This is a genomic window from Qipengyuania pelagi, from assembly GCF_009827295.1.
Classification (GTDB): Bacteria; Pseudomonadota; Alphaproteobacteria; order Sphingomonadales; family Sphingomonadaceae; genus Qipengyuania; species Qipengyuania pelagi.
Map to the genome: position 1 here is coordinate 21,698 of NZ_WTYD01000001.1, position 22,754 is coordinate 44,451.

Consider the following 22,754-nt stretch of genomic DNA (forward strand, 5'->3'; position numbering starts at 1 on the left):
GGGCTGGCGCGGAGCTTGGACGATTGGCTCATCAAAGAGAACCTTACAGGCATCGACATGGTCGGTATCCCCTTGGGCGCCGGGCTTGTGCTCGAGATGGCGCGGCGCGGTCGCGCCGGCTCAGTCGTCGCCCTGGACCCGGGCGGCTTCTGGCAAGGGTGGGAGCAAACGTTCTTCTGGACCACCATAACGGCATCGATTGCACTGGTACGGGCTTTGCGACCGGCGCTTCCCGCCCTCACGCGAAATGTCACCGGCCGGACTGGATCCATGCCACAGCTTTCCGCAAGACCTTGGGTGCTCGATCCCGGTTTCGTCTTGAATGAACTGCAGTCGTTTGCCGATACGCCTACGTTCGACTCGTTGGTGAAGGACCTTGCCCCTGGCCAGATGCAGGAAGGCCCTGCGACCCGGTCGACCCGGGTGGTCGTCGGCCAGGTCACAAGGATCGCCTGTGTCTGCCGCAGCAGGCCAGCCGCGCGAAAGCTGCCTACCCGGAAGCGACAATGCACTGGTTCGAGCGCAGCGGACACTTCCCTATGTGGGATCGACCAGATTAAGCGATCCGCGTCATTCTCGATGCCACGGATCGCTAGGACTCTGGATGATGCTCCGGTAAGCTGGTTAGTATTCGAAAAAGCGCACAGCAGAGCTCGCCTCCGCGCTCACGCCATCTTTTTGGGTCGGAAGAGGATCTTCGGTCCTGGCAGCAGTATCGTAGAGCATAGACATTCGCCGGATAATCTAGATTTCCGCCCTTCAGTCATCGCTTCCGATGCCGCGAGGTGTGTCAAGCACGCTACCATTGAAGAAGCCTGGCACCGGCATAAGCACTTGCAAGCGATGACAAACTACTGGTGTCATTGCAGGTTGAGAGGACAGTCAATTGTGATGGTGCTGTCAGTCCCATTTCGGCAACTCGATCGATGGCATCAAGCAAAGCGTAAAAAACGCCTCGGTCGATCCCAACCCAATGGCCGTCTAACATCTGCCAGACTAGGAACTCCTGGGGTTTGAAAGGGTAGAAGGAATAACCGAATTCATCGAAAAGGGCCCAAATATGCGCGCATTAGTCTGGAACGGAACGAACGACATCCGCTGCGAAACGGTCGACGATCCTCGCATCGAGGATCCCCGGGACTGCATTCTCAAGGTCAGTTCGACCGCGATCTGCGGCTCCGACCTGCATCTGATGGATGGTGTCGTTCCCAAGATGAAACAGGGCGATATCTTGGGCCACGAATTCATGGGCGAAGTCGTCGAGGTCGGTGCGGATGTCAAAAGGTTGAAGGTCGGCGACCGGGTGGTGGTGCCCTTCACTATATCCTGCGGCGAATGCTGGTTCTGCCAGCGCGAAATGTATTCTCTGTGCGATACGACCAATCGCACCGCGGAAAACGCGCGCGCGGCCATGGGCCATGCTCCTGCCGGACTTTTCGGCTATTCGCATCTGACCGGTGGCTATTCCGGCGGTCAGGCAGAATATGTCAGGGTGCCCCACGCCGATGTCGGTCCGATCAAGCTGGAAAACGACCTGCCGGACGACAAGGTGCTGTTCTTGTCCGATATCTTTCCGACCGGCTGGATGGCGGCGGAAAACGCCATCGGCGATGAAAAGGGCAAAACGGTTGCGGTCTGGGGAGCAGGACCGGTCGGCCAGTTCGCAGTGCGCAGTGCGTGGATGATGGGAGCGGAACGGGTCATCGTGATCGACCGGGTGCCTGAACGGCTTGAACTCGCCGCGAGCTACGGCAAGGCCGAAACCATCGATTACAGCCAGACCGACGTCAAGGAGGCGCTAGACGAGATGACTGGTGGCCGGGGACCGGATGCAGGCATCGACGCGGTCGGCGCGGAGGCCCACGGGCACGGCGTGCTGGGCGATATCAAGGACAAAGTCGAGCTGCACACCACCGGCATGTCAGACCAGCCGTTTGCGCTGCAGGAAATGGTCATGTCGGTGCGCAAGGGCGGGACGCTTTCCGTCCCCGGCGTCTATGCAGATAAGGTGACGTTTCCGATCGGGCCTTTCATGAACAAAGGGCTCACCATGAAATCGGGACAGACACACATGCAGCGCTATCTCGCGCCACTGCTGAAGCGGGTGGAGGCGGGCGAGATCGACCTGTCGGAAATCATCACTCACCGCGGCGACCTGAAGGACGGGCCGGATTTCTACAAGACTTTCCGCGACAAGCACGACGGCTGCATCAAGTGCGTCATGAAGCCGGAGGAGTTATGATTCAGGTACCGGTTATCTGAAACTGAATGAGCTAACCCTCGCGCCAAGGATCGGACGTCTGATCGATCGTGATTTCGTCTCAATAAGGTCGGCGGGCCCCCGCGGCGTCGGTGCGGTTGTGATCGAGGGAGCGATCGGTGGGCATGAGGATGACCGGCTTCTGGCTGTGGAAGCGCGAGGCCTCTTTCGAAGCGCCGGTGATGGTCATCGAATAGCTACGCCCCATTCGTCGCTGTCGCGCTAGATACCGGTGCATAGGGGCTTGTCGCCATCGGGGTGGTCGAACCAGATACGGCCTTTAGCGTCCTTTGGTCCTTCGGCATCGTAAAAGGATGAAAAGGGTAACAGGCAGCGGCGGCGAATGGGCAGTACGTCACGGCAGAGGATGTCGGTACGACCCCCCAAGACATGGCGCTGGTGCGAACACATACGGCCCATGTCGCCGGGTTACCGCTGGAAGCTGATAGCGTCGGCGGCGATCCATCGCCATGGACCGCACGGGGGGTCTTTCCTTCGATGTAGCTTGCCGCCCACAGAAGGCTGCATCGGCCACTGTCCGACTGCCCGATCCCCATTCGAGGCGTCGGTCACCTTGGCGCCGCACTCGCGCAGATGCTGCATCAGGCAGTGGCGCAATTGCTGGTGTCCGATGTCAACGCCGCCGCGGCAGCGCGCTTTGCCATCGCAACCGGCGGCACCGTCGTTGGTGCCGCCGACATTCTCTCGGCCAAGGCGGACATATTCGCTCCCTGTGCGCTGGGCGGCGTGATCGACGAAGTGGCGGCGGGCAAATTGCGGGCGAAGGTGGTCCGCGGGGCTGCCAACAATCAGCTGGCCACTACGGAGGACGGCGACCGTCTTGCCGAGCGCGATATTCTTTACGCGCCTGACTACGTCGTGAACGCAGGAGGAATCATCAACGTCGCCGCGAAATATCTGGGCTGGCCCCAAGCAGATTCGAACGCACGGGTGGAAGCGACCGCAGATCGTCTGGCAGACGTGTTCACCCACGGAAAAACGCACGGAGTCGCGCCACAAACCGCTGCAGATCAATTGGCTCGGCAGCGGATCGCCAAAGCCTCGCTGGACGCGCCTGACGAACTCGCTGTCGCTGCGTGACCGTGGACCGATTTCTTATTCGCGGGGTCGGCTCGCTCGACATGCCTTTGCGTGTGCTCGACCTCATGTCGCTACAGGGTGTAACTGTCTATCGTACCGTCATCGACAAAGAGGGGGACGATTATTGCGTCTTGGTCGAGGCTTGTGCGCAGCGCCCACAGCTGATGATCGAGAAAACCCGCGGCATGATCCTCGTCAGTTCGGTTGAACACGCCCTTTAGGAAGGCAAAATCATTAGGCGCGACTTCGCGAGCCGAGAGGGCAGAGCCAGGATTCCGACATGTTCCCGTGTTCAAGGATCAAGACGAACTCCGACGTTTCGCATCTTCCGTCCTGACTTCATCATGCCTGTCCGCCGTGTGCCGAGGGATCATGTATTCGTCTGGTCGGCCGGCACATCACTCGGCAAGTTGGCCGCGCCCGTTTTTTCGGAGCATGCCAAACCTTCAGTGCCAAGACCGTAACAGGTCATGGACAGTGAACCCATCGAATAGCCGCGCACCAGCGGATCAAGGGTTTCGTTGCGGGCAACCGCCATTCCGGCAAGATAAAGCAGCGGAACGAAATGGTCGGGCGTGGGAACCGCCGCGGCATAATCGGGATGCTCCACAAGGCGCAGCAGATCGCCCGGGTTTTCTGCCAGTTGGCGAACCGCTGCTTCGTCGAAACGCTCTGCCCAGTCGAACGCAAAATCGGGCTGGTTCCAGCGCACGGCTCGAAGGTTGTGAACGACATTTCCGCTAGCGACCACCAGGACGCCGCGGTCCTGCAAGGCTGCCAGTCTTGCGCCAAGGTCGAGATGATAGCTCAGCGGCTGGAGCGCGTTGATCGAGAGCTGCACCACCGGGATGTCGGCCTCAGGGTAGAGGTGCGCGAGCACCGACCACGTTCCGTGATCGAGACCCCACTGATCCTGGTCGAGACCCACCCACTCGGGCTTCACCAGCTCAACGATCTCTTTCGCGAGGTCCGGATCGCCCTTGGCCGGATATTCAAAGTCGAACAGTTCCTGTGGGAAACCGTAGAAATCGTGGATTGTGCGAGGGCGTGCCATGGCCGTCACCGCCGTGGCACCGAAATACCAATGTGCAGAAACCACGATGATCGCCTTGGGGCGGGGCAACTCAGGCCCCAATGCCCGCCAGGCCGAGGTGTAGCCATTGCTCTCGAGCGTGTTCATCGGGCTTCCGTGGCCGATAAAGAGTGCGGGCATCCGATCCATAAAAAGACTCCTAGTGGTTCACCTTGCTGCGCGAAGGCTTGCGAAGGATACTTCACGCGCCAGTGGCAGGCTCAACGAGTTTAAATTCTGCTTCTACCGCCGATCCGGTCTGCGTTCTGTTCCTTCAAGCGATAATATCGTCATCTGATGCTAAAGCATCTCGAGTGGACGGCGGTCGCGTGGCCTGGTAAATGCCGCGTCGAGTGTCGCAAGCTGAGCGTCGGAAAGAACGATATCGGCGGCCGCGCGGTTCTCCCGCACATGGGCGACTGAACTCGCTTTCGGGATTGCGATGAGACCATCTTGCCGCAACGTCCACGAAAGTGCGACCTGCACAGGGGTTGCGCCAACCTCGGCTGCAATTTTGTCGAGAGCGGGGTGAGTAGAAAGTCGTCCCTGCTCGACCGGACTATACGCCATAACCGGTATGTTATGCTCGGCGAGCCACGGCATCAGGTCCAATTCGGGCCCTCGCCGGACCAGATTGTAGAGGATCTGATCGGTCACGCAGCCATCCCCGCCCGCAGCGACAAGCTCTTCCATATCGTCGGTATCGAGATTGCTGACACCCCAGTGCCGGATCTTTCCTGCCGATTTGAGCGCCTCCATTGCCTCCACAGTCTCAGCGAGCGGCACCGATCCCCGCCAATGGAGCAGGTAGAGGTCCAGCCGGTCGGTGCCGAGCCGCTTCAGGCTCGCCTCGCACGCACCGGCAAGGCGGGAGTGCGATGCGTTCTGCGGATATGTCTTGCTGACGAGGAACAACTGGTCGCGAACGCTACCCAGCGCCTTGCATATCAGCGTTTCCGCCGCACCATCGCCGTACATTTCGGCCGTATCGATGAGCGTCATGCCCAGTTCGACACCGGCGCGCAGCGCGGCGATCTCATCGGATCGCCGCTCGGTACGCTCACCCATCTTCTAGGTGCCTTGACCCATTGAAGGAATTACTTCCCCGCCGGGCAATGTCACGTGCTTCATGTGCTTTCGTCCTGTGAGATGAGTTCGGCTGTTCAGTCGCGGAAGGCGGATTGGCAGATGACCATGATGTAACGATCATATCGCGGCCGGCCATCGATCGAGTGCCATTTTGGCAATGGAGAGCAGTTCGTCGATCGTAGCGCCGTCGCGCGCCTGAACGGACATGCCTTCCATGACCGTATTGATGAATTTGCCTAGCACGGCCGGATCGGTGTTGGCCGCAAGCTCGCCCTGTGCGGCGCCGCGTCGCAGACGCTCGATCAGGAGGGCCTCCGCCGCGATACGCTTGTCGCGCAGCAGGCATTCGATGGCGGCGGACGCCGGCGAAACGGCTGCCGCTGCCGAATACATGAAGCAGCCGGCCGGCGTTCCAGGTTCCGAGAATGATGACGCCGCTCGTTCCAGCAGGCCCTTGACGGCCTCGTAAGTGGACAACGCCGGATCGTTGATGGGTGCATAGAGGTGGACGCTGAACGTTGCGGCGTAGCGCTCGATCACCGCCGCAAACAGCCCCGCCTTGTTGTCAAACGCTGCATAGAGACTGGCAGCGGCGACGCCAGTCTCCGCCACCAGATCGGCCATCGATGTCGCCTCGTAGCCGCGCTGCCAGAACAGCCGCACCGCCTTGTCGAGCGCAGCGTCAGTGTCGAACACTCGAGGGCGACCTGCGCGGCGACGGGCTTTCGTCTCTGTCATTTCTGGTGCACGATATGGAACGATCGATAAATAATATCTTGAAACTGGTGGTCTACCCGCTTACAGAACGATCATTCAATAATCAAGGAGTCTCCAATGAGCCGTATCGTCCGTATCCACGAATATGGCGACGCCAACGTCCTCAAAATTGAAGATGTGGCAGTACCCGCGCCCGCGGCCGACGAGGTGCAGATCGCGGTGAAGGCGATTGGCATAAACCGCGCCGAGGTAATGTTCCGCAACCATGCCTACCTTCAGGAAGCCGAGTTCCCGAGCCGCCTTGGCTATGAGGCTGCCGGCACTGTCGTTACGGTCGGCGCGGACGTGACCGGGTTTGCGGAAGGCGAAGCCGTCAGCGTCATCCCCCCGCTCGATATCGCTCGCTGGGGGACTTATGGCGAGGTCGCCAACGTGCCCGCCCGCCTCGTCGTCAAGCATCCGGCGGCGCTATCGTTCGAGGAAGCGGCGGCCGTATGGATGCAGTATGTCACCGCCTGGGGTGCGCTGGTGGAGCAGGCGAAACTCGGCGAGGGCGATTTCGTCATCGTCACAGCTGCTTCCAGCAGCGTCGGCCTTGCTGCCTTCCAGATTGCGCGGATGGTCGGCGCGACGGTAATCGCGACGACGCGTACCGGCGCCAAGCGCCAGGCCCTGATCGATGCCGGCGCACATCATGTCGTCGCGACCGAGGAAGAGGACCTGGTAGCGAGGGTGATGGAGATAACCGATGGTCAGGGTGCGCGCGTGGTGCTCGATCCGGTCGGAGGACCGTCGTTCGAGCCACTGACCGAGAGCATGGCACGCGGCGGCATCCTGCTCCAATATGGCGCGCTCAGCGACGAGCCGACGCCGTTCCCGTTGTTCTCCGTGCTGGGCAAGAGCCTCACGCTCAAGGGGTATCTCTACAGCGAGATCGTCTCGGACGATGCCGCCCTCGATCGCGCCAAGGCGTTCATCGTGGCGGGTCTGGAATCGGGCGCGCTCAAGCCGCGGATCGCGCGCACCTTCCCGCTCGACGCCATCCAGGACGCGCACCGCTTCCTTGAATCGAACGACCAGATCGGCAAGGTCGTCGTTACGGTCTGACCGGCATAGCGGCGCTGACGCAACGGACTCGCACCACCAATCAGTTTAACTCAACGAAGGTATCCCAACATGAAATCTCGCGCCGCTGTTGCCTTCGAGGCCGGCAAGCCCCTCGAAATCGTCGAAATCGATGTCGCCCCACCGCAAAAAGGCGAAGTCCTCATACGGGTGACTCACACCGGTGTGTGCCACACCGACGCGTACACGCTGGAGGGGAGTGATCCGGAGGGTGTTTTCCCGGTGGTTCTGGGCCATGAGGGCGCGGGCATCGTTGTCGAGGTCGGTGAAGGCGTCACCAGCGTCGTGCCGGGCGATCACGTGATTCCGCTCTACACCGCCGAATGCGGCAAGTGCGACTTCTGCCTGTCGGGCAAGACCAACCTGTGCGTCGCTGTCCGCGAAACGCAGGGCAAGGGCTTGATGCCCGATGGGACCACCCGCTTCTCGTACAATGGTCAGCCCCTCTATCATTACATGGGCTGTTCAACCTTCAGTGAATATACTGTCGTCGCCGAAGTCTCGCTCGCCAAGATCAATCCCGAGGCAAACCCCGAACACGTCTGCCTGCTCGGCTGCGGCGTCACGACCGGCATCGGCGCAGTCCACAATACCGCCAAGGTCCAGCCCGGAGACTCGGTCGCCGTGTTCGGCCTCGGCGGCATCGGCCTCGCGGCGATTCAGGGTGCGCGCCAGGCGAAGGCGGGTCGCATCATTGCCATCGACACCAATCCGTCCAAGTTCGAGCTGGCACGCCAGTTCGGTGCGACCGAGTGCATCAACCCCAAGGATCATGACAAGCCCATCCAGCAAGTGCTGATCGAGATGACGGGCTGGGGCATCGATCATACCTTCGAGTGCATCGGCAACGTCCACGTCATGCGCGCCGCGCTTGAATCAGCGCACCGTGGCTGGGGTCAGTCGATCGTGATCGGCGTTGCCGGCGCGGGCGAGGAAATCTCCACCCGCCCATTCCAGCTCGTCACGGGCCGCGTATGGAAGGGGTCCGCTTTCGGCGGTGTCAAGGGACGGACAGAGCTCCCCGGCATGGTCGAGGACGCGATGAAAGGCGATATCGATCTGGCCCCGTTCGTAACCCACACGATGGGTTTGGAGGAGATCAACGAGGCCTTCGAACTGATGCACGAAGGCAAGTCGATCCGCTCAGTCATTCACTACTGACCCACCGATCCGAAGCGGCGCGAAGCGCTCGGATCGACAACTCAGCCGTCATCATGGCCCGACCCCGGCCATGATGACGCGCCCTCTGGCAAATGGGCAACGCGTCGCGATGCATTCATCTGCTACCCGACTGTGATGAACCACGGGCCCACGGGCGAATAAGGCAGGAAGACTGAAGTGAAGAGCAAGGATATTCACGCGACGACGCCGGCCACCGATCATAGGCATGCAGGGCCGCCCGATTGCGTGCAGGTTCGCGGCGCGCGCCAGAATAATCTCAAAAATATTGACGTCGATGTACCGCGCGACGCCTTCGTGGTGTTCACCGGCATATCGGGCTCGGGCAAGTCATCGCTCGCATTCGGCACCCTTTATGCCGAAGCCCAGCGACGTTATCTGGAATCGGTTGCGCCCTATGCCCGTCGCCTGATCGACCAGGCCGGCGTGCCGGAGGTCGACGCGATCGACGGTTTGCCGCCTGCGGTCGCGTTGCAGCAGCAGCGCGGCTCGGCCAACGCGCGATCCTCGGTCGGCAGCGTGACGACGATCTCCAGCCTGGTGCGGATGCTTTATTCCCGCGTCGGCGAATATCCGCGCCATCAACCCATGCTCTATGCGGAGGATTTCTCCCCCAACACGGTCGCCGGCGCCTGCCCGACCTGTCACGGCATCGGGCGCGTCTATGACGCGACCGAAGAGACCATGGTTCCTGACGACAGCCTCACCATTCGCGACCGGGCGATCGCCGCCTGGCCGACCGCCTGGCATGGCCAGAACCTGCGCGATATCCTCGTTTCGCTCGGCTATGACGTCGATACGCCGTGGCGCGACCTGCCGAAAAAGGATCGCGACTGGATCCTCTTCACTGAAGAGGCACCGACGGTGCCGGTCTATGCGGGCCTGACGCCCGCACAGACCCGGACGGCGCTCAAGCGCGGCATGGAGCCGAGCTACCAGGGCACCTTCACCGGCGCGCGCCGTTATGTGCTGGAAACCTTCGCCAACACTAAAAGCGCGCTGATGAAGAAGCGCGTCTCGCAATATATCATCGGCCGCGATTGCCCGACCTGCGACGGCAAGCGCCTGAAGCGCGAAGCCCTGTCCGTGAAGTTCGCGGGCCTTGACATTGCCGAGTTCGGCGACCTGACGGTGTTGAAACTCCGGGATTTGCTCACGCCCGTCGCGCATGGCGAATACGGGGGCGCCGCGGCGGTCCCGAAGGGCCATGTCCTCGGCAAGGCGGCCCGCGATGCGGCGGTCGAACGGCGAGTCGCGGCAGGAGGTTCGGCGCACAAGGCTGCGCCCGACGTACGCCGCACGCCCAATCTCTCCGACGAGAAGCGGGTCGCCGCCCAACGCCTTGCCTGCGAATTGATCGAGCGGCTGGATCCGCTGATCGATCTTGGCCTTGGCTACATTTCGCTCGACCGCAGCACGCCGACGCTCTCCTCCGGAGAGCTGCAGCGCTTGCGGCTTGCCACGCAATTGTCGTCACAGCTTTTCGGCGTGGTCTATGTGCTTGACGAGCCTTCGGCAGGGTTGCACCCGGCAGATGGCGAAGCCTTGCTCACCATCCTCGAGCGTCTCAAGGCGGCGGGTAACTCCCTGTTCGTCGTCGAACATGATCTCGACGTGATCCGCCGCGCGGAATGGCTTGTCGATGTCGGGCCAGGAGCCGGGGAAAAGGGCGGTGAAGTCCTCTACAGCGGGCCGATAGAGGGGCTTGCCGACGTCGAGACTTCGATCACCCGCCGCTACCTGTTCGCAGAGCCGCTCCGCAGTGAGCGCACACCGCGCGATCCCAAGGCATGGCTACGCTTGGAAGGGATCAGGCGGAACAATCTCCATGGTCTCGACGTAAAGTTTCCCATCGGCTGCTTCACCGCTGTCACCGGCGTCTCGGGATCGGGCAAATCCAGTCTTGTCAGTCAGGCGCTGCCCGAGCTCGTCACGGAACACCTCGGCGGCTCCCCCGTGGCCGAGGAGGAGGCTATCGATCCGCTGCTCGATGTTGCGCAGAACGACACTGAAGGACGCATTGTCGCAGGCATGGAGCATGTTCGCAGGCTGGTGCGGGTCGATCAGAAACCGATCGGTCGCACGCCGCGCTCGAACCTGGCCACCTACAGCGGCATGTTCGACCATGTGCGACGGATCTTCGCTGATACGCCGCTCGCCCGCCGGCGGCACTACAGCCCGGGAAGGTTCTCGTTCAACGTTGCGCAAGGCCGCTGCCCTGTGTGCGAGGGCGAGGGATACGTCATGGTGGAGCTGCTGTTCCTGCCGAGCGTTTTTGCCCCGTGCTCGACCTGTCATGGCTCTCGCTACAACCCGCAAACGCTCGAAGTCGAATGGAACGGGCGCAATATCGCCCAGGTGCTCGAACTGACGGTCGACGATGCGTGCGATTTCTTCGCTGGCGAGGCATCTGTGATGCGCTCCCTCGATGTGTTGCGAGAGATCGGTCTTGGCTATCTGAGGCTCGGTCAGCCGGCGACCGAGCTGTCTGGGGGGGAGGCGCAGCGCATCAAGCTGGCGACTGAACTGCAACGCGCTCAACGCGGCAACACCATCTACATCCTCGACGAGCCAACTTCGGGGCTTCATCCCTCCGACAGCGACCGGCTGATGCAACACCTGCAGGGCCTCGTAGACGCCGGCAATACCGTCGTGGTCGTCGAACATGACATGCGCGCCATCACACAGGTGGACTGGATCATCGACCTTGGACCGGGGGCCGGGGAAGATGGGGGCCGTATCGTTGCCAGCGGCGTCCCTGACGTCGTTGCGGAAGCGGAAGGCAGCCTCACCGCCCGCTATCTCAAGGCGGCGCTGTAGGTCGTAAATCTGGTCGAAGGCACGTCGATCAGGTGCACCTCAAACCCACGCTGGAATGGGTCTTTTCTGGATGCGAGAGCCGGCGAGGTGTCACCGCGGATTGACGCGGCTCAGGGTTCGATTGCCCGTGAGGTGGGCCATGTTCGTGTGATACGCGGCGTGGCGGACGGCCAATCGCTGGCCATCCGCCACGCTTGCTTTGTGCAGACCTTATCCATGGAGATGGCCCTCACGTGGTTCGTCGAAACGCCCCGTCTTAATTCCCTGCTGCGATTTCCTCGACGAGTTTGGCACAAAAGGCGGGCAAATCATCGGGATCGCGGCTGGTAACAAGCCCGTTGTCGACCACGACTTCCTCATCGGTCCATGTACCGCCGGCGTTCTCGATATCGACCTTCAGCGTCGGGTAGGACGTCAAGGTGCGACCCTTGAGCACGTCCGCCTCGATCAATGTCCAGGGTGCATGGCATATAGCCGCGACAGGTTTTTTCTGATCGAAGAAAGCCCGGATGAAACCGATTGCCTCGTCGCTGCCGCGCAGCTTGTCGGCACCGACGGTCCCTCCGGGCACGACAAGTCCGTCGAAATCGTCGGCTTTGACATCGGAAAACGTCTTGTCGATAGTATAGCTGCCGCCCTCGTCAAGATCGCCATTGACTGTGCGAGCCTTGCCCGGTTCAAAACTGACCACGGTCACTTTGCCACCAGCGTCCTCGACAGCTTGCTTGGGCTTCGAGAATTCTGGTTCTTCCGTCCCGCGGGGTGCGATCAGAATGGCAACTGATTTGCCTTCCAAAGTCATGGTTTATTTCCTGTTCCGTCGAGGATTTAGGTCAGGTGCCCGGCTTCAGCACGACCTTGGTCCAACCAGCATCGCGCTCGTCGAAGTGCTTGTAGGCGTCTGGCGCCTGATCAAGCGGCAATCGGTGCGAGATGATTTGGGCGGGGTTGGCCCGGTCTTGCTCGATAAGCTTCATCAGTCGCCGGTTGTAGTGCTTTACGTTGCACTGGCCGGTGCCGATCTTCTGGCCCTTGAACCAGAAGTCGCCGAAGTCGAAAGCGATCTTGCCTTCCTTCTGGAGATCGTCAGGCGCGTTCGGGTCTTCCGGAATGAATACGCCGACGACGCCGATCCCGCCGGTGGCCTTCGTGCTTTTGACGAGGCAGTTCATCGTGTAATTGCTGCGCTCCTTGCCGTGGCGATCGCAACACTGATACCCGACCGCCTCGACCCCCCGGTCGGTCCCGAGGCCGCCGGTCGCGTCAAGGATCTGCTGGGCGGGATCGCCCTTGCGCATGTCGATCGGAATAGCGCCCATCGCCTCGGCCAGTTTCAGGCGGTCATCGTGAGAATCCACCACGAAGATCTGAGAAGCACCACGAATTTCGGCTGAGTGCGCGGCCATCAAACCGACCGGACCGGCGCCGTAGATCGCGATGCTTTCGCCAGGCAGGAAACCTGACAGTTCGACGCCATGCCAACCCGTCGGGAAGATGTCGGAGAGCATGACATAGTCATCCTCCTTCTCCTCAGCGTCCTCAGGCAGCTTCAGACAATTGAAGTCCGCATAAGGAACGCGCATCAATTCGGCCTGACCACCTTGCCACGGACCCATCTCGGCAAAGCCATATGCTGCGCCGGCGGTGCCAGGGTTGGTCGTGAGGCAAAAACCCGTCAAACCGCGTTCGCAATTCTCGCAGAAACCGCAACCGACGTTGAACGGCATACACACGCGATCGCCCTTCTTGATACGATCTACGGCAGAGCCGACCTCGATGACCTCGCCAAGGTTTTCGTGACCGAAGACCCTGCCCTTCTCGAAGCTGGTACGGCCCTCATACATGTGCAGGTCCGACCCGCAGATATTGGTCGTGGTCAGCCGGATGATAACATCGGTCTGCTTTTCGATCTTGGGATCATCGATGGTATTGACGGAAACATCTTTGGGCCCGTTGTATACGACAGCTTTCACGGATCTTTTCCTTTCGCAGCTCTTCTCAACGCGTCATCAAAGCGAGAGCGTGGTCATGATCCGGTCCATCGGAACTGCGGAGGACATGGCACCCTTCGAATTGATCTCAGTTCTTGAACCTTCTGCCGCCTGAGAGGTTCCTTCGCGTTAGGGTCATCCTGGGTCGATAAACGGCGGCATTTTGAATAACTTGGTCAGAACGCCCGAATAACGCGCCGAATTGATGTGCGCAAGAATCAGCCGCAGACCAATGGTGCCGTCCGTCGCGACACATTAACGGCGCCTTATCATTTAATGCAGAGGTGTGATGAGCTCAAAAGACAAGGCCATCCGCTATCGCGGATGGCCTGTCGTATTGATTTATTCAATTCCCGGTTTGGTCGGGCCGTCCATTCAGGATGGAAACACGAGCCTTAATCTGCGGTCAGCCGGCAGCTTGGGCCGCCCGCTCCGCTATTTCGCGGCCAGCAGGGTGAACTTGTGAATCTGCGGCGGTTCAGAGAACAGTTCCTCTGCCTTCTCCATCAGTGCGGCGGCAACCTTGCCGTCAAGATGAGCCTGCCGATCCTCCTCGGTGTCGAACGTATCGAAAATCGCGTACGCACCGGGACCTTCCTCGATCGCGTACCAGGTCAGAGTGCCCGGCTCAGCTTGAACGAGCGGCAATGCCGAGGTCAGGAAATCGGCGACATCGCGCTCTTTTCCGGGCTTGGCCTTCAGCGGTACATACAGGGCTAGTTTGGGCATAATTGACTCCTCAAGTGAAACGGACAGATATTATTCGGCAACTTAACGGACGAGCGGGCCGGTACGTTCCCCATGAGGCGGAGCGCACGCGGCCCCGCCTCCCGGTCGAAATCAGAACTCCTGTGCGGTCGGCCGGATGACGATCGCGTTGACGTCGACGTCATCAGGTTGTTCGACAGCGAACGCGATAGCACGCGCCACCGATGCCGCCGGAATGGCCTGCTTGTAGAAGTCCAGCACCGTCTCGGCAGCCGTGCCGGATGTCGTGAACTTCAGATCGCTTTCGACAGCTCCAGGCTCGATTGACGTGACCCGGACTTTTTCCCCCACCTCGTGGCGCAAGCCTTCGCTGATCGCGCTGACGGCAAACTTGGTGCCGGAGTAGACCGTGCCGCCCGGTGCGAAGACCTTGATACCCGCAACCGAGCTCAGGTTGATGATGTGACCGCTGCCCTGCTCGAGAAAACCGGGAAGGGCCGCCGCGATGCCGTAGAGCGTACCCTTCAGATTGACGTCGATCATCTGGTCCCACTCGTCGGTGTTGACCTCGGCCATCGGACGGATCGGCATCAGCCCGGCGTTGTTGATCAGCACGTCGAGGCGGCCGAAGTCGGCAATGATTGCGGCGACGACAGACTGGACCGCCGATTTGTCGGTCACGTCCAGCGCGTAGCTACGTGCCGTGCCACCGTTTGCGGCGATGTCCGCGACGACCTCGTCGAGCCTGTCCTTGCGCCGCGCGGCGATGGCCACCTTCGCGCCGCGTTCCGCGAGAAGACGCGCTGTTTCCGCGCCGATGCCGCTGCTGCCGCCGGTAATGAGAACGACCTTGCCTTCGATACCCTTTGTCATGTCTGTATTCCTTCAAGTCAGTTGTTGATTTTTCGCCGGATCGCGGCTCCGCGCGAGCCTGCCCGGCCTGATGGGATCACTGTGATCGCAAGAGAACGGGCCCGGCGCCCACCCGGATGCGGAGCAGCTCGTAAGGCTTACGGCGTAAATCCCGTCCGCCGTGAAAGCCGGGCTGGCGGTGGAGCTGGTTGGCAGTGAAGTAGAGATAGCCGTCGGTGCCGATCGACAGCGTGTCGGGCCAGCTGATGCGGGGGTCGCTGACCACCGTCGTCCAGCGGCCCTGGTTGAGTACGCGGATTGCGTTGTTCTCGTAATCGCCGGCGAACACGCGGCCCTTGTCGTCCTCGGCAATCCCGTCCGAAGCGCCTTTGCGCCCCAGGCTGCGTACCGCGCGGGCCAGTTCCTCCTCGGTCACCGCAGGATCGCGCAGCAACGCCGTGGGCACCGCGTGAAGCGTGCGGCCCGATAGCGGACCGTAATACAGCATGCTGCCGTCGGCGCTGAGCGCAATCGCGTCGCTCGCGATTGCTAGGGGCGTCGCGCGGCCGTCGACCGGACGGTTCATCAGCACCGCGCCGTCGACAACCGGGGTGAAGCCGGGCTCCGGATTGGTCGTCACATGGTTCGACAGGCGCCGGATCGCACGCCCGCTGGCAATATCGACGACGATGATGCCGCCGATCCCCGCGTTGCTGCTGTCGGTGATGTAGGCGACGCCCTCGGCGCCCTGACGCAGATCGAAGCGCACGTCGTTGAGGTAGGTCGTGGGCAGCACCACGCTGGGCGGCAGGACGATCGTCTTCACCACCCGGTCGGTCGCAAGATCGATCGCCACCAGCTTTGCCCCGCCGGCCTGCGGCTGAAAAAATTTAGGCGCGGCCGTGTCGAGCACCCAGAGGCGGTTGGCGCCATCGGCCACCACGCTCTGCACCGAGATGAAGTGCCCCGCCGGGTCGGCCGGATCGGGCCGGTTGGTCGCGGCGTCGGGATAGGGCACCGCCTTGCCGTCGACCAGCTCGGCAACCGTGAACGGCGCGTTGTCGCCCCATTGCGGGAAGTTGACGAAGATGCGCCCGTTGGGGGCGACGGTCACGCCCGTCGGCATCGCGCCATCGAAAGTCGCGACCTGTTCGATTTGCGGCGCGGATGCACCCTCGCGGGTCGTCGCGCAGGCAGCGAGCGAGAGGGCAGCGCCAGCGGCCAGAAGCAGTTTGACGGAGATTTTCATGGTGTCATTTCCTTGAGGACGCGGCCCGCCTCGGGGGGCTCGGACCGGAGGTATTGCGGCGGCGCCTTTACCGATGCGCCAAGCGCGGCGGCGGCGTGCCAGGGCCAGCGCGGATCCCACAGCGCTGCGCGGGCTATCGCTATGGCGTCGGCATGCCCGTCTTCGAGGATGCGCTCCGCCTGGTGCGGATCGGTGATCATTCCGACCGCCACGACAGGCATGGCGACCGCGTCCTTGACCGACCGCGCCAGCGGCACCTGATAGCCGGGGCCGACAGGGATCTGCTGACGCGGGTCGAGGCCGCCGCCGGAGACGTGGATTGCCGAACAACCGCGCCGCTCCAGCTCCTGCGCGAACCTTGCGGTTTCCTCCGCCGTCCAGCCGCCTTCAACCCAGTCGGTACCGGAAACGCGGACGGTCACTGGGCGGTCGGCCGGAAACGCTTCGCGCACGGCATCGAACACTTCGAGCGGGAACCGCATCCGGTTGTCGAGGCTGCCGCCGTAGTCGTCGCCGCGCCGGTTGGAGATCGGCGAAAGAAACTCGTGGAGCAGATAGCCATGCGCGGCGTGGATCTGGATGGCTTCGATGCCCAACCTGCCGGCGCGCCGGGCGGCATCCGCGAACGCCTCCCGGATGCGGGCAAGCCCTGACTCGTCCAGTTCGACAGGGGGATTGTCGTCCGGAGCGAAGGGAATGGCGCTGGGTGCCACGGTCTGCCAGCCATTCTCCGCATCGGGGGCGATCTGCGTTCCGCCGTGCCACGGCTTGGCGCAGCTCGCCTTGCGGCCGGCATGCGCCAGCTGGATAATCAGCGGCATGTCCGACCATCGGCGAACGCTTTCGAGCACGCCTCGCATCGCCGCTTCGGTCGGCTCGTCGTACAGGCCGACGTCGCCGTAGGTGATGCGCCCTTCCGGACTCACGGCAGTCGCCTCGATCGTCAGCGCGCCCGCGCCCGACAGCGCCAACTGGCCGAGATGCATCCGGTGCCAGTCTGTCATCGCGCCGTCTTCGGCCGAATACTGGCACATCGGCGCGATGACGATGCGATTGGCGAGCCGGAGCCCAGCGACCTCGAGCGGTTCGAACAGGCGCGCCATCACCAAGCGCCCGTGTTGGGCATGGAGGCCCAGGGTTCGGCCGGGGCCTTGTGTTCGCCCTTCTGGAGCAGTTCGATCGAAATCCCGTCCGGCGAGCGGACGAACGCCATGTGTCCGTCGCGCGGGGGGCGATTGATCGTCACGCCGCCCGCCTGCAGCCGCGCGCACGTCTCGTAGATGTCGTCGACCCCGAAGGCGAGGTGGCCGAAGATTCGGCCCCCGGTATAAGTCGCCGCAGCGCTGCCGTCCTCGGGCGGCCAGTTGTACGTCAGCTCGACCTCGGCATCGCCCTGCTCGCTGTCGCCGCGGAAATCCTCGTCGGCGGCAAGGTAGATCAGCGTGTAACGCCCGGCCTGGTTCTCCATGCGCCGGGTCTCCTTGAGACCCAGCAGCGTGAAGAACCGGATCGCCGCCTCGGGATCGGCGACGCGGATCAAGGTGTGAAGATAGCGCATGGTCAGGCCACCTTGTCCTTGAGGGCTTCCATCACGAGCTCCGCCGTGCGGGTAGCGCTGGCGGGGTTCTGCCCGGTCACCAGATTGCCGTCGCGTAGGGCGAAGGGGGCAAAATCGGGGCCGCCCTCGTGTTTGCCCCCGAGTTCCTTGAGGCGCGTTTCGAGCAGGAACGGCACCGCCTGATCGAGGCCGACCGCGCGTTCCTCGCTGTCGGTGAAGCCCGCGACACGGCGGTCGGCGACGAAGGGCGTGCCATCGGCCTTCTTCGCCGAGACCAGCCCTGCCGGTCCATGGCAGACGGCGGCAACGATCTTGCCTTCGCGGTCGAAGCGTTCGACCAGGCGGGCCAGTTCGTCGCTGCCGGGGTAATCGAACATGGTGCCGTGGCCGCCGGGCAGGAACAGCGCGTCGTAGCCGGCGGGATCGATGCTTGTGAATACAGGGGTGCTGGCAACCTCGGTCTTCAGGGCGTCGTCCTTCAGATAGCGCTCGACCGAAGTGTCGTTCTCACCGTCGGCGTTGACGCTGCGCTGGTCGACGGGGATGGCGCCACCCTTGATGGAGGCCAGCGTCACCTCGGCGCCCGCATCGCGGAAGGCATAGTACGGGGTGGTAAGTTCCTCGAGCCAGACACCCGTCGGTTCGGTGCCGGGAGTCATGCGGTCGGCGGATGTGGCCACCATGAGAATGCGGGTCATCGTCAATTGTCCTTTTCCATTGATGTCGGGGGCACGAGCAAACGCAACCGGCGCAGCCGCACCCGCCACAAGGGCAGCGGTGAAAGCTTTCAGCAGTTGGAGGCGATTTTGCATTCGCTCGTTCCTTTCGGCGGCCTAGATAGGCAGGGAACGGCATCATGAAATCCAGCGGGAATGGTGGACGGCCATAAATTCGCTTATGGAACCGGAATGTCACTTCTGCAGTTGCGCACCTTCGTCGAAGTCTACCGCCGTCGTTCACTGAGCGAGGCGGCCCGGGCAATCGGCATCACCCAACCGGCGGCGTCGCAGCACATCGCATCGCTCGAGGCGCAACTGGGCCGTCCCTTGTTTGATCGCCATTCGCGGGGTGTTCGACCAACAGTAATTGCCGACGATCTCGCGGCTTCGATCGGAAGCAGCCTCGACACGGCGGAATCGGCACTGGCCAGCGCGCGGGCCCGATCGTCGCGCATCTCGGGCACGGTCCACATCGCCGCGCCGTCGGACCTGCTGGGAGAGATGATCACGCCCCGACTGGCTCCGCTGCTGGAAGCAGGGCTGGACCTGCGCCTGCATATCGGCGGGCGCGAGGCGCTTTATACCATGCTCCTCGAAGACAAGGTGCATCTGGCTGTCACCGCCTCGCAACCCGAAGATCCGCGCCTGGCCTTTCATGCGCTGGGCGAGGAACACCTGCGCGCCGTAGCTTCTCCCGCCGTGGCCATGCGGATTGCCGAATTGCCGCTTGCCGACGGGCTCAACCGGACGGCCCACCTCGCCTACGATCTTGACCGGCCGCTGTTGCGGACCTGGCTCGAGGCAAACCAGATCGAGCTGACGAACCAGCCCGCCTTGACCGCACCCGATCTGAGGGTGCTACGGTCGGGATTGCGCGCGGACCTCGGCTGGACGGTACTGCCCGGCTATCTCATCCGCAGCGAACGCGCTGCCTGCACGCTGATCGAGATACCCGCGCCGATCACGGTTCCCCGCAACGCCTTCTACCTCGTCTGGGCGCGCTCATCGCTGCGCCATCCGCGCGTCGCCATGGCTCGGGACGCCCTGATTGCTGCACTCCGAACATAATGGTGGCCACGCCTGTTGGGCCGTGAGCGCAATGTCGGGTCTGAACCGGTTTAGCGCTGGCGGAAAGAATGGCGGCTTTCGGGATCGTCGGCGACAAGGCCGAACGGCCGGATGTGGGGCGCAAAGCGGACATCACGTATTCTGGACCGTCAGTTGCGTTGGCGACTGCATTAAACAACCCATAACCAGTTGTGAATGTCTGCTGGGAAAGAGCGGCCGCAGCCTTAGGCGATGGGCCGCCGGGGTTCTATCTTCGCGAGGATTACAGCCGTCCAGCGGGAAGAATTTCGGGCGCGCCGATCGCGGCGGCGAGTACAGCTCCATACTGCTTGAAGGGCCTAGCTTTCGGGAAGTGCGTAGGGAGGAAAAGCCTACGGCTTCGCCGTTAAAGCGAAAGGATTAAGACATGGTTGATGGAGATGGGGAAAAGCGTTCGGTGATCGAGGCACTTCGAGAGCTCAGCGTGTCCGACCCCGCAGTGCAGGTGCACATCGCAAGTTACACGAAAGCCTTGGGCGAGATGCTCCGGGGCCGACCGATCGATCAGGTAGGTGCGAAGCACGTGACCGCGGCCGCCTGCTTCACCATGGACGAGAGCGACCGAAACTACCTCATGGCGGCGTCAGTGAGGCTGCTGATAGATCAGGCCGTCCTCACGTTCGATGTCGATGATCCCATGGGAGAGCCGACCGGAATCGTAGCCGTCCGTCTGGAAGAGCCGGAGGTGGCCTTCTATGGACGTTGCAGGCTTTGGGCACCGGCCAATGACGGCAGGGTGCTCATAGTGCCTGAAGCGGACGCCGAGCGCCATTTCGAAGCCAGCGGGCATAGACTCGTCGAACGCTGGCGCCGCCTGCCAGGATCGCTGGACGCCGGAGAGAAGCGCGCTTGGCATCGGATGAGAATGCTGGCGAAGACCTTCGACCGCGGTGACCTCGAAGGGGCGCGGCTCAACGTGCTGAGCAAGGGTGACGACGGTCGATTGACGGCCTTGGTGACCCGTCTGGCAGCTTGAGCAATGCGAGCGGAGCGGCGTCAAGCCGCTCCGCCGTTGCAGGAGACGAGCGGACGCTGTCGCGCGAGCCTCGGTCCTCCCCCCACCTCGACATCGAGGTGCTCAACGAAAGACCATCCGGATTGCTTAACCGCGCGGCCATGTTCGATACCTTGGTGGGCAGAACGCCTTTCGCCGACCAGACCTGAAGCCAGGCTCTTGACCGTGTTCAGGTACACCTGAGTTCCATGTCCATTATCGTTCCGATATGTGGGGCGAGGCGATGACGAACATTCTGCAGTCGATCCCAAGAGGATATGCCGTGGGCGGGCTGGCGAGCCGAGGACGATTATCATGCGTGCAGGATCCCTTACCGAACTGATGAGCTTCGCGGCAGTGGCGGAGGAGTTGAGCTTCCGCCGTGCCGCGGTCCGCATGAACGTTTCCCCGTCTGCGCTCAGCCATACGATCCGTCGCCTCGAAGAACGTCTCGAGGTGAGCGAACTGCAGGCGATGCTACAGGCAATGGGGCGCGGCCGTGCGGAACTTCCCGAGATCGAGCTTCTCTCGTCGCATCTCAGCTTGCCCTTGCGCGGAAATCTCGCCTACGCCGCGCTAGCTGTCACGTTCGAGCTCGTCACCAACGCCCTCAAGTACCGGGTCGTCGACTTTCCAATCCGTGTTACCATCAGGGCCATGGGAGGGCGCGTGGAGCTGTGCGTAATCAGCCGACCTTCATTCGAGATGCAGCCGCTCGTCGGGGGAGGAACAGGAACGCCCCTGATCGAGCGGATCGTCCGCGATGTTGGCGGAGAGTTCGCGACGAGACTCCAGAGTGGCGACCACATCGCGCGCGTTCTCCTGCCGCGGGTTCCCAGACCCGACCATGGCGGGAGAAGACGCGTCAGACCGGGAAACGGAAAGGGCCCTTCTTCAATCCCTATCGTATGATCGCGGGCGCAGTTCGACGTCCTCGTATTCCACGTTCTCGAGGAGGTGAGTGAGCGGAACCTGCAGTCCGACCGCCAGTCGAGCGAGATTTCGTAAGCTGGGCAACGTCCGACCCGCTTCCAGCCGCCAGATATAGGCCTGCCGCATCCCGCACCGTTCGGCCAGCTGCGTGCCGTCGATACCGGCATCCTGGCGCAACAGGCGCAGGCGCTCGCCCAGGCTTCGCGCAAGGCGGTCGTCAGCACTTCCAGTATCGTCTCGCGGCTTCGTCATCGTCGCCAGCATACACCCGACCCTTCCTTCGGGCCATCGGCGCGACGCTTGTTCTCCCCGAAAGTCATCGTCACGACTGCAACACGAGTGCCTTCTTGACGACGAAATCAGGGACCTCATCGCAAACAGGGCCAAGACGGATTCTGCCCGTTCGATCGCACTTACCGATGCTTAAGTTGCAGCGACTAAAGGCGACCAGATGGCTACCCCGTTATCAGCCCGTCTCCTTCAGACGCTACAGCGACACCGGTTGCGATCCAGGGGCGCATCACGCGTCTTCGCCCCAGCACGGCGCCGGGAAGTCTTGTGCTAGCGGCGGGAAAGCATCCCCGAGCGACGCTCCACGCCGTCCTTCGTGCATATCCACCGCCGGAGGACTTGGCAGCGGCGACCCGGCGTCTTAGCCTGCGGCGATGAACTCCAGCGGTCCGCAGATAGGGTATTCACAGCTCGTAAAACTTCTCGTTACCGTCTTTGGGGTCCCCGAGCAGGGAGAGAAGGCGCTCCGGGCCAGGCTGAAGAACCTGCAAGCCAAGAATTTTCCACCCGGCGTCAACCTGGGTCGACTGGGCCGTGTCGCGTACGGCCCCCGTGAGGTGGCCATGCTCGGGCTTGTGCTCAGTCTCACCTCATCTTTCGTGTCCCCCGATGTGGCGGTGAATACCGTTCTGAAGGAATGGAAGCTGCTGGCCGAGGCGCTGCGCGAAGGTGCCCGCGGCAAGGGCCGGGTTGGCGCTCTGGCCACATTCCGGGCGAACGCTCTCGGGTCGCTCGGTAAGGGTTCCAAGAAGCAGGCGCCAGTGATGGACGTCGTGATCCGCTGGCCCGACGAAAGGAAAAAGGGTCAGCCGGGACCGCTCATCCTTGTCGATCTCGATGACTTGGCGGAGCGACTGGTCAAGGGAATGTCCGGCGTCGTCGACGGGCTAGCCGAGAATACTCCATTGTTCGCGGAACTCGAGTGAGCGGCAGGTAGTCGCGGAACAACCCAGCGCGGACGGCCCCCTCCTGAGGTAGGACCGTTCGGA

The 22,754-nt window shown here is 62.3% G+C and carries 23 protein-coding genes; 10 read left to right on the forward strand and 13 right to left on the reverse strand.

The window, feature by feature from the left end:
• Positions 1–1,060 precede the first annotated feature (1,060 nt).
• Complete coding sequence (locus GRI47_RS00110) at positions 1,061–2,242, forward strand: zinc-dependent alcohol dehydrogenase (protein WP_160659401.1); 1,182 nt, start codon at positions 1,061–1,063, stop codon at positions 2,240–2,242.
• Between the two features lie 79 nt (positions 2,243–2,321).
• Here the strand turns inward: GRI47_RS00110 and GRI47_RS15125 are convergent, their stop codons facing one another.
• The gene (locus GRI47_RS15125; protein WP_272916488.1) at positions 2,322–2,450 is read right to left on the reverse strand and encodes a hypothetical protein; all 129 of its coding nucleotides are present in this window, start codon (positions 2,448–2,450) and stop codon (positions 2,322–2,324) included.
• 404 nt (positions 2,451–2,854) lie between these two features.
• Here GRI47_RS15125 and GRI47_RS00115 point away from each other — a divergent pair, with 404 nt between their 5' ends.
• Together GRI47_RS00115 and GRI47_RS00120 are read left to right on the forward strand one after the other, a co-directional pair.
• A complete protein-coding gene (locus tag GRI47_RS00115) occupies positions 2,855–3,361 on the forward strand; it encodes a Rossmann-fold NAD(P)-binding domain-containing protein (protein ID WP_067679723.1) in 507 nt (168 codons plus the stop codon).
• A 2-nt stretch (positions 3,362–3,363) separates the two neighbouring features.
• Positions 3,364–3,582, forward strand: coding sequence for a hypothetical protein (locus tag GRI47_RS00120; RefSeq protein ID WP_156501971.1), 219 nt, complete (start codon positions 3,364–3,366; stop codon positions 3,580–3,582).
• A 149-nt stretch (positions 3,583–3,731) separates the two neighbouring features.
• On the opposite strand, the gene ygiD is transcribed toward GRI47_RS00120, so the two are convergent.
• The 3 genes from ygiD to GRI47_RS00135 form a co-directional block, all read right to left on the reverse strand.
• Positions 3,732–4,583 carry a 4,5-DOPA-extradiol-dioxygenase gene (gene ygiD, locus GRI47_RS00125; RefSeq protein WP_160659402.1) on the reverse strand — a complete coding sequence of 284 codons (852 nt, stop codon included), beginning with the start codon at positions 4,581–4,583 and terminating at the stop codon, positions 3,732–3,734.
• Between the two features lie 150 nt (positions 4,584–4,733).
• Positions 4,734–5,501, reverse strand: coding sequence for an aldo/keto reductase (locus GRI47_RS00130; RefSeq protein ID WP_160659403.1), 768 nt, complete (start codon positions 5,499–5,501; stop codon positions 4,734–4,736).
• 138 nt (positions 5,502–5,639) lie between these two features.
• Complete coding sequence (locus GRI47_RS00135; RefSeq protein WP_229735549.1) at positions 5,640–6,218, reverse strand: TetR/AcrR family transcriptional regulator; 579 nt, start codon at positions 6,216–6,218, stop codon at positions 5,640–5,642.
• 138 nt (positions 6,219–6,356) lie between these two features.
• Here GRI47_RS00135 and GRI47_RS00140 point away from each other — a divergent pair, with 138 nt between their 5' ends.
• The 3 genes from GRI47_RS00140 to GRI47_RS14880 all read left to right on the forward strand — a co-directional run bounded on the left by GRI47_RS00140 (position 6,357) and on the right by GRI47_RS14880 (position 11,363).
• On the forward strand, positions 6,357–7,346 hold the full coding sequence (locus tag GRI47_RS00140; protein WP_160659404.1) for a zinc-dependent alcohol dehydrogenase family protein: 990 nt from the start codon (positions 6,357–6,359) through the stop codon (positions 7,344–7,346).
• A 69-nt stretch (positions 7,347–7,415) separates the two neighbouring features.
• Complete coding sequence (locus GRI47_RS00145; RefSeq protein ID WP_067679738.1) at positions 7,416–8,525, forward strand: S-(hydroxymethyl)glutathione dehydrogenase/class III alcohol dehydrogenase; 1,110 nt, start codon at positions 7,416–7,418, stop codon at positions 8,523–8,525.
• A gap of 177 nt (positions 8,526–8,702) precedes the next feature.
• Positions 8,703–11,363 carry an excinuclease ABC subunit UvrA gene (locus tag GRI47_RS14880; protein ID WP_425568487.1) on the forward strand — a complete coding sequence of 887 codons (2,661 nt, stop codon included), beginning with the start codon at positions 8,703–8,705 and terminating at the stop codon, positions 11,361–11,363.
• Between the two features lie 256 nt (positions 11,364–11,619).
• Here the strand turns inward: GRI47_RS14880 and GRI47_RS00155 are convergent, their stop codons facing one another.
• The 8 genes from GRI47_RS00155 to GRI47_RS00190 all read right to left on the reverse strand — a co-directional run bounded on the left by GRI47_RS00155 (position 11,620) and on the right by GRI47_RS00190 (position 18,419).
• Entirely contained in the window at positions 11,620–12,165 is a 546-nt protein-coding gene (locus tag GRI47_RS00155; protein ID WP_160659405.1) for a type 1 glutamine amidotransferase domain-containing protein, read from the reverse strand.
• A 31-nt stretch (positions 12,166–12,196) separates the two neighbouring features.
• Entirely contained in the window at positions 12,197–13,336 is a 1,140-nt protein-coding gene (locus tag GRI47_RS15225; protein ID WP_160659406.1) for an alcohol dehydrogenase catalytic domain-containing protein, read from the reverse strand.
• Between the two features lie 453 nt (positions 13,337–13,789).
• Positions 13,790–14,083, reverse strand: coding sequence for a putative quinol monooxygenase (locus tag GRI47_RS00165; protein ID WP_160659407.1), 294 nt, complete (start codon positions 14,081–14,083; stop codon positions 13,790–13,792).
• 111 nt (positions 14,084–14,194) lie between these two features.
• Entirely contained in the window at positions 14,195–14,935 is a 741-nt protein-coding gene (locus GRI47_RS00170; RefSeq protein ID WP_062344848.1) for an SDR family oxidoreductase, read from the reverse strand.
• 76 nt (positions 14,936–15,011) lie between these two features.
• Positions 15,012–16,163, reverse strand: coding sequence for an L-dopachrome tautomerase-related protein (locus tag GRI47_RS00175; protein ID WP_160659408.1), 1,152 nt, complete (start codon positions 16,161–16,163; stop codon positions 15,012–15,014).
• The gene (locus GRI47_RS00180; protein ID WP_160659409.1) at positions 16,160–17,266 is read right to left on the reverse strand and encodes an NADH:flavin oxidoreductase/NADH oxidase; all 1,107 of its coding nucleotides are present in this window, start codon (positions 17,264–17,266) and stop codon (positions 16,160–16,162) included. The genes GRI47_RS00175 and GRI47_RS00180 overlap by 4 nt, the downstream gene beginning before the upstream one ends.
• Positions 17,266–17,721 carry a VOC family protein gene (locus GRI47_RS00185; RefSeq protein WP_160659410.1) on the reverse strand — a complete coding sequence of 152 codons (456 nt, stop codon included), beginning with the start codon at positions 17,719–17,721 and terminating at the stop codon, positions 17,266–17,268. Before GRI47_RS00185 ends, GRI47_RS00180 begins: the two co-directional genes overlap by 1 nt.
• Before the next feature lie 2 nt (positions 17,722–17,723).
• Entirely contained in the window at positions 17,724–18,419 is a 696-nt protein-coding gene (locus tag GRI47_RS00190; RefSeq protein ID WP_160659411.1) for a type 1 glutamine amidotransferase domain-containing protein, read from the reverse strand.
• A 174-nt stretch (positions 18,420–18,593) separates the two neighbouring features.
• On the opposite strand from GRI47_RS00190, the gene GRI47_RS00195 reads away from it, so the two are divergent.
• From GRI47_RS00195 to GRI47_RS15140, 3 genes are all read left to right on the forward strand, one after another.
• Positions 18,594–19,508 (forward strand): LysR family transcriptional regulator, encoded by a 915-nt coding sequence (locus GRI47_RS00195; RefSeq protein WP_237452580.1) that lies wholly within the window; start codon positions 18,594–18,596, stop codon positions 19,506–19,508.
• Positions 19,509–19,914: 406 nt separating this feature from the next.
• A complete protein-coding gene (locus GRI47_RS00200) occupies positions 19,915–20,523 on the forward strand; it encodes a hypothetical protein (protein ID WP_160659412.1) in 609 nt (202 codons plus the stop codon).
• Between the two features lie 333 nt (positions 20,524–20,856).
• Positions 20,857–21,453 carry a LysR family transcriptional regulator gene (locus GRI47_RS15140; RefSeq protein ID WP_160659413.1) on the forward strand — a complete coding sequence of 199 codons (597 nt, stop codon included), beginning with the start codon at positions 20,857–20,859 and terminating at the stop codon, positions 21,451–21,453.
• On the opposite strand, the gene GRI47_RS00210 is transcribed toward GRI47_RS15140, so the two are convergent.
• Positions 21,436–21,726, reverse strand: a complete 291-nt coding sequence (locus GRI47_RS00210) for a helix-turn-helix domain-containing protein (protein ID WP_160659414.1) — start codon at positions 21,724–21,726, stop codon at positions 21,436–21,438. The two genes, GRI47_RS15140 and GRI47_RS00210, sit on opposite strands and share 18 nt — an antisense overlap.
• Before the next feature lie 413 nt (positions 21,727–22,139).
• On the opposite strand from GRI47_RS00210, the gene GRI47_RS00215 reads away from it, so the two are divergent.
• Positions 22,140–22,691, forward strand: a complete 552-nt coding sequence (locus tag GRI47_RS00215) for a hypothetical protein (RefSeq protein ID WP_160659415.1) — start codon at positions 22,140–22,142, stop codon at positions 22,689–22,691.
• Positions 22,692–22,754 lie beyond the last annotated feature (63 nt).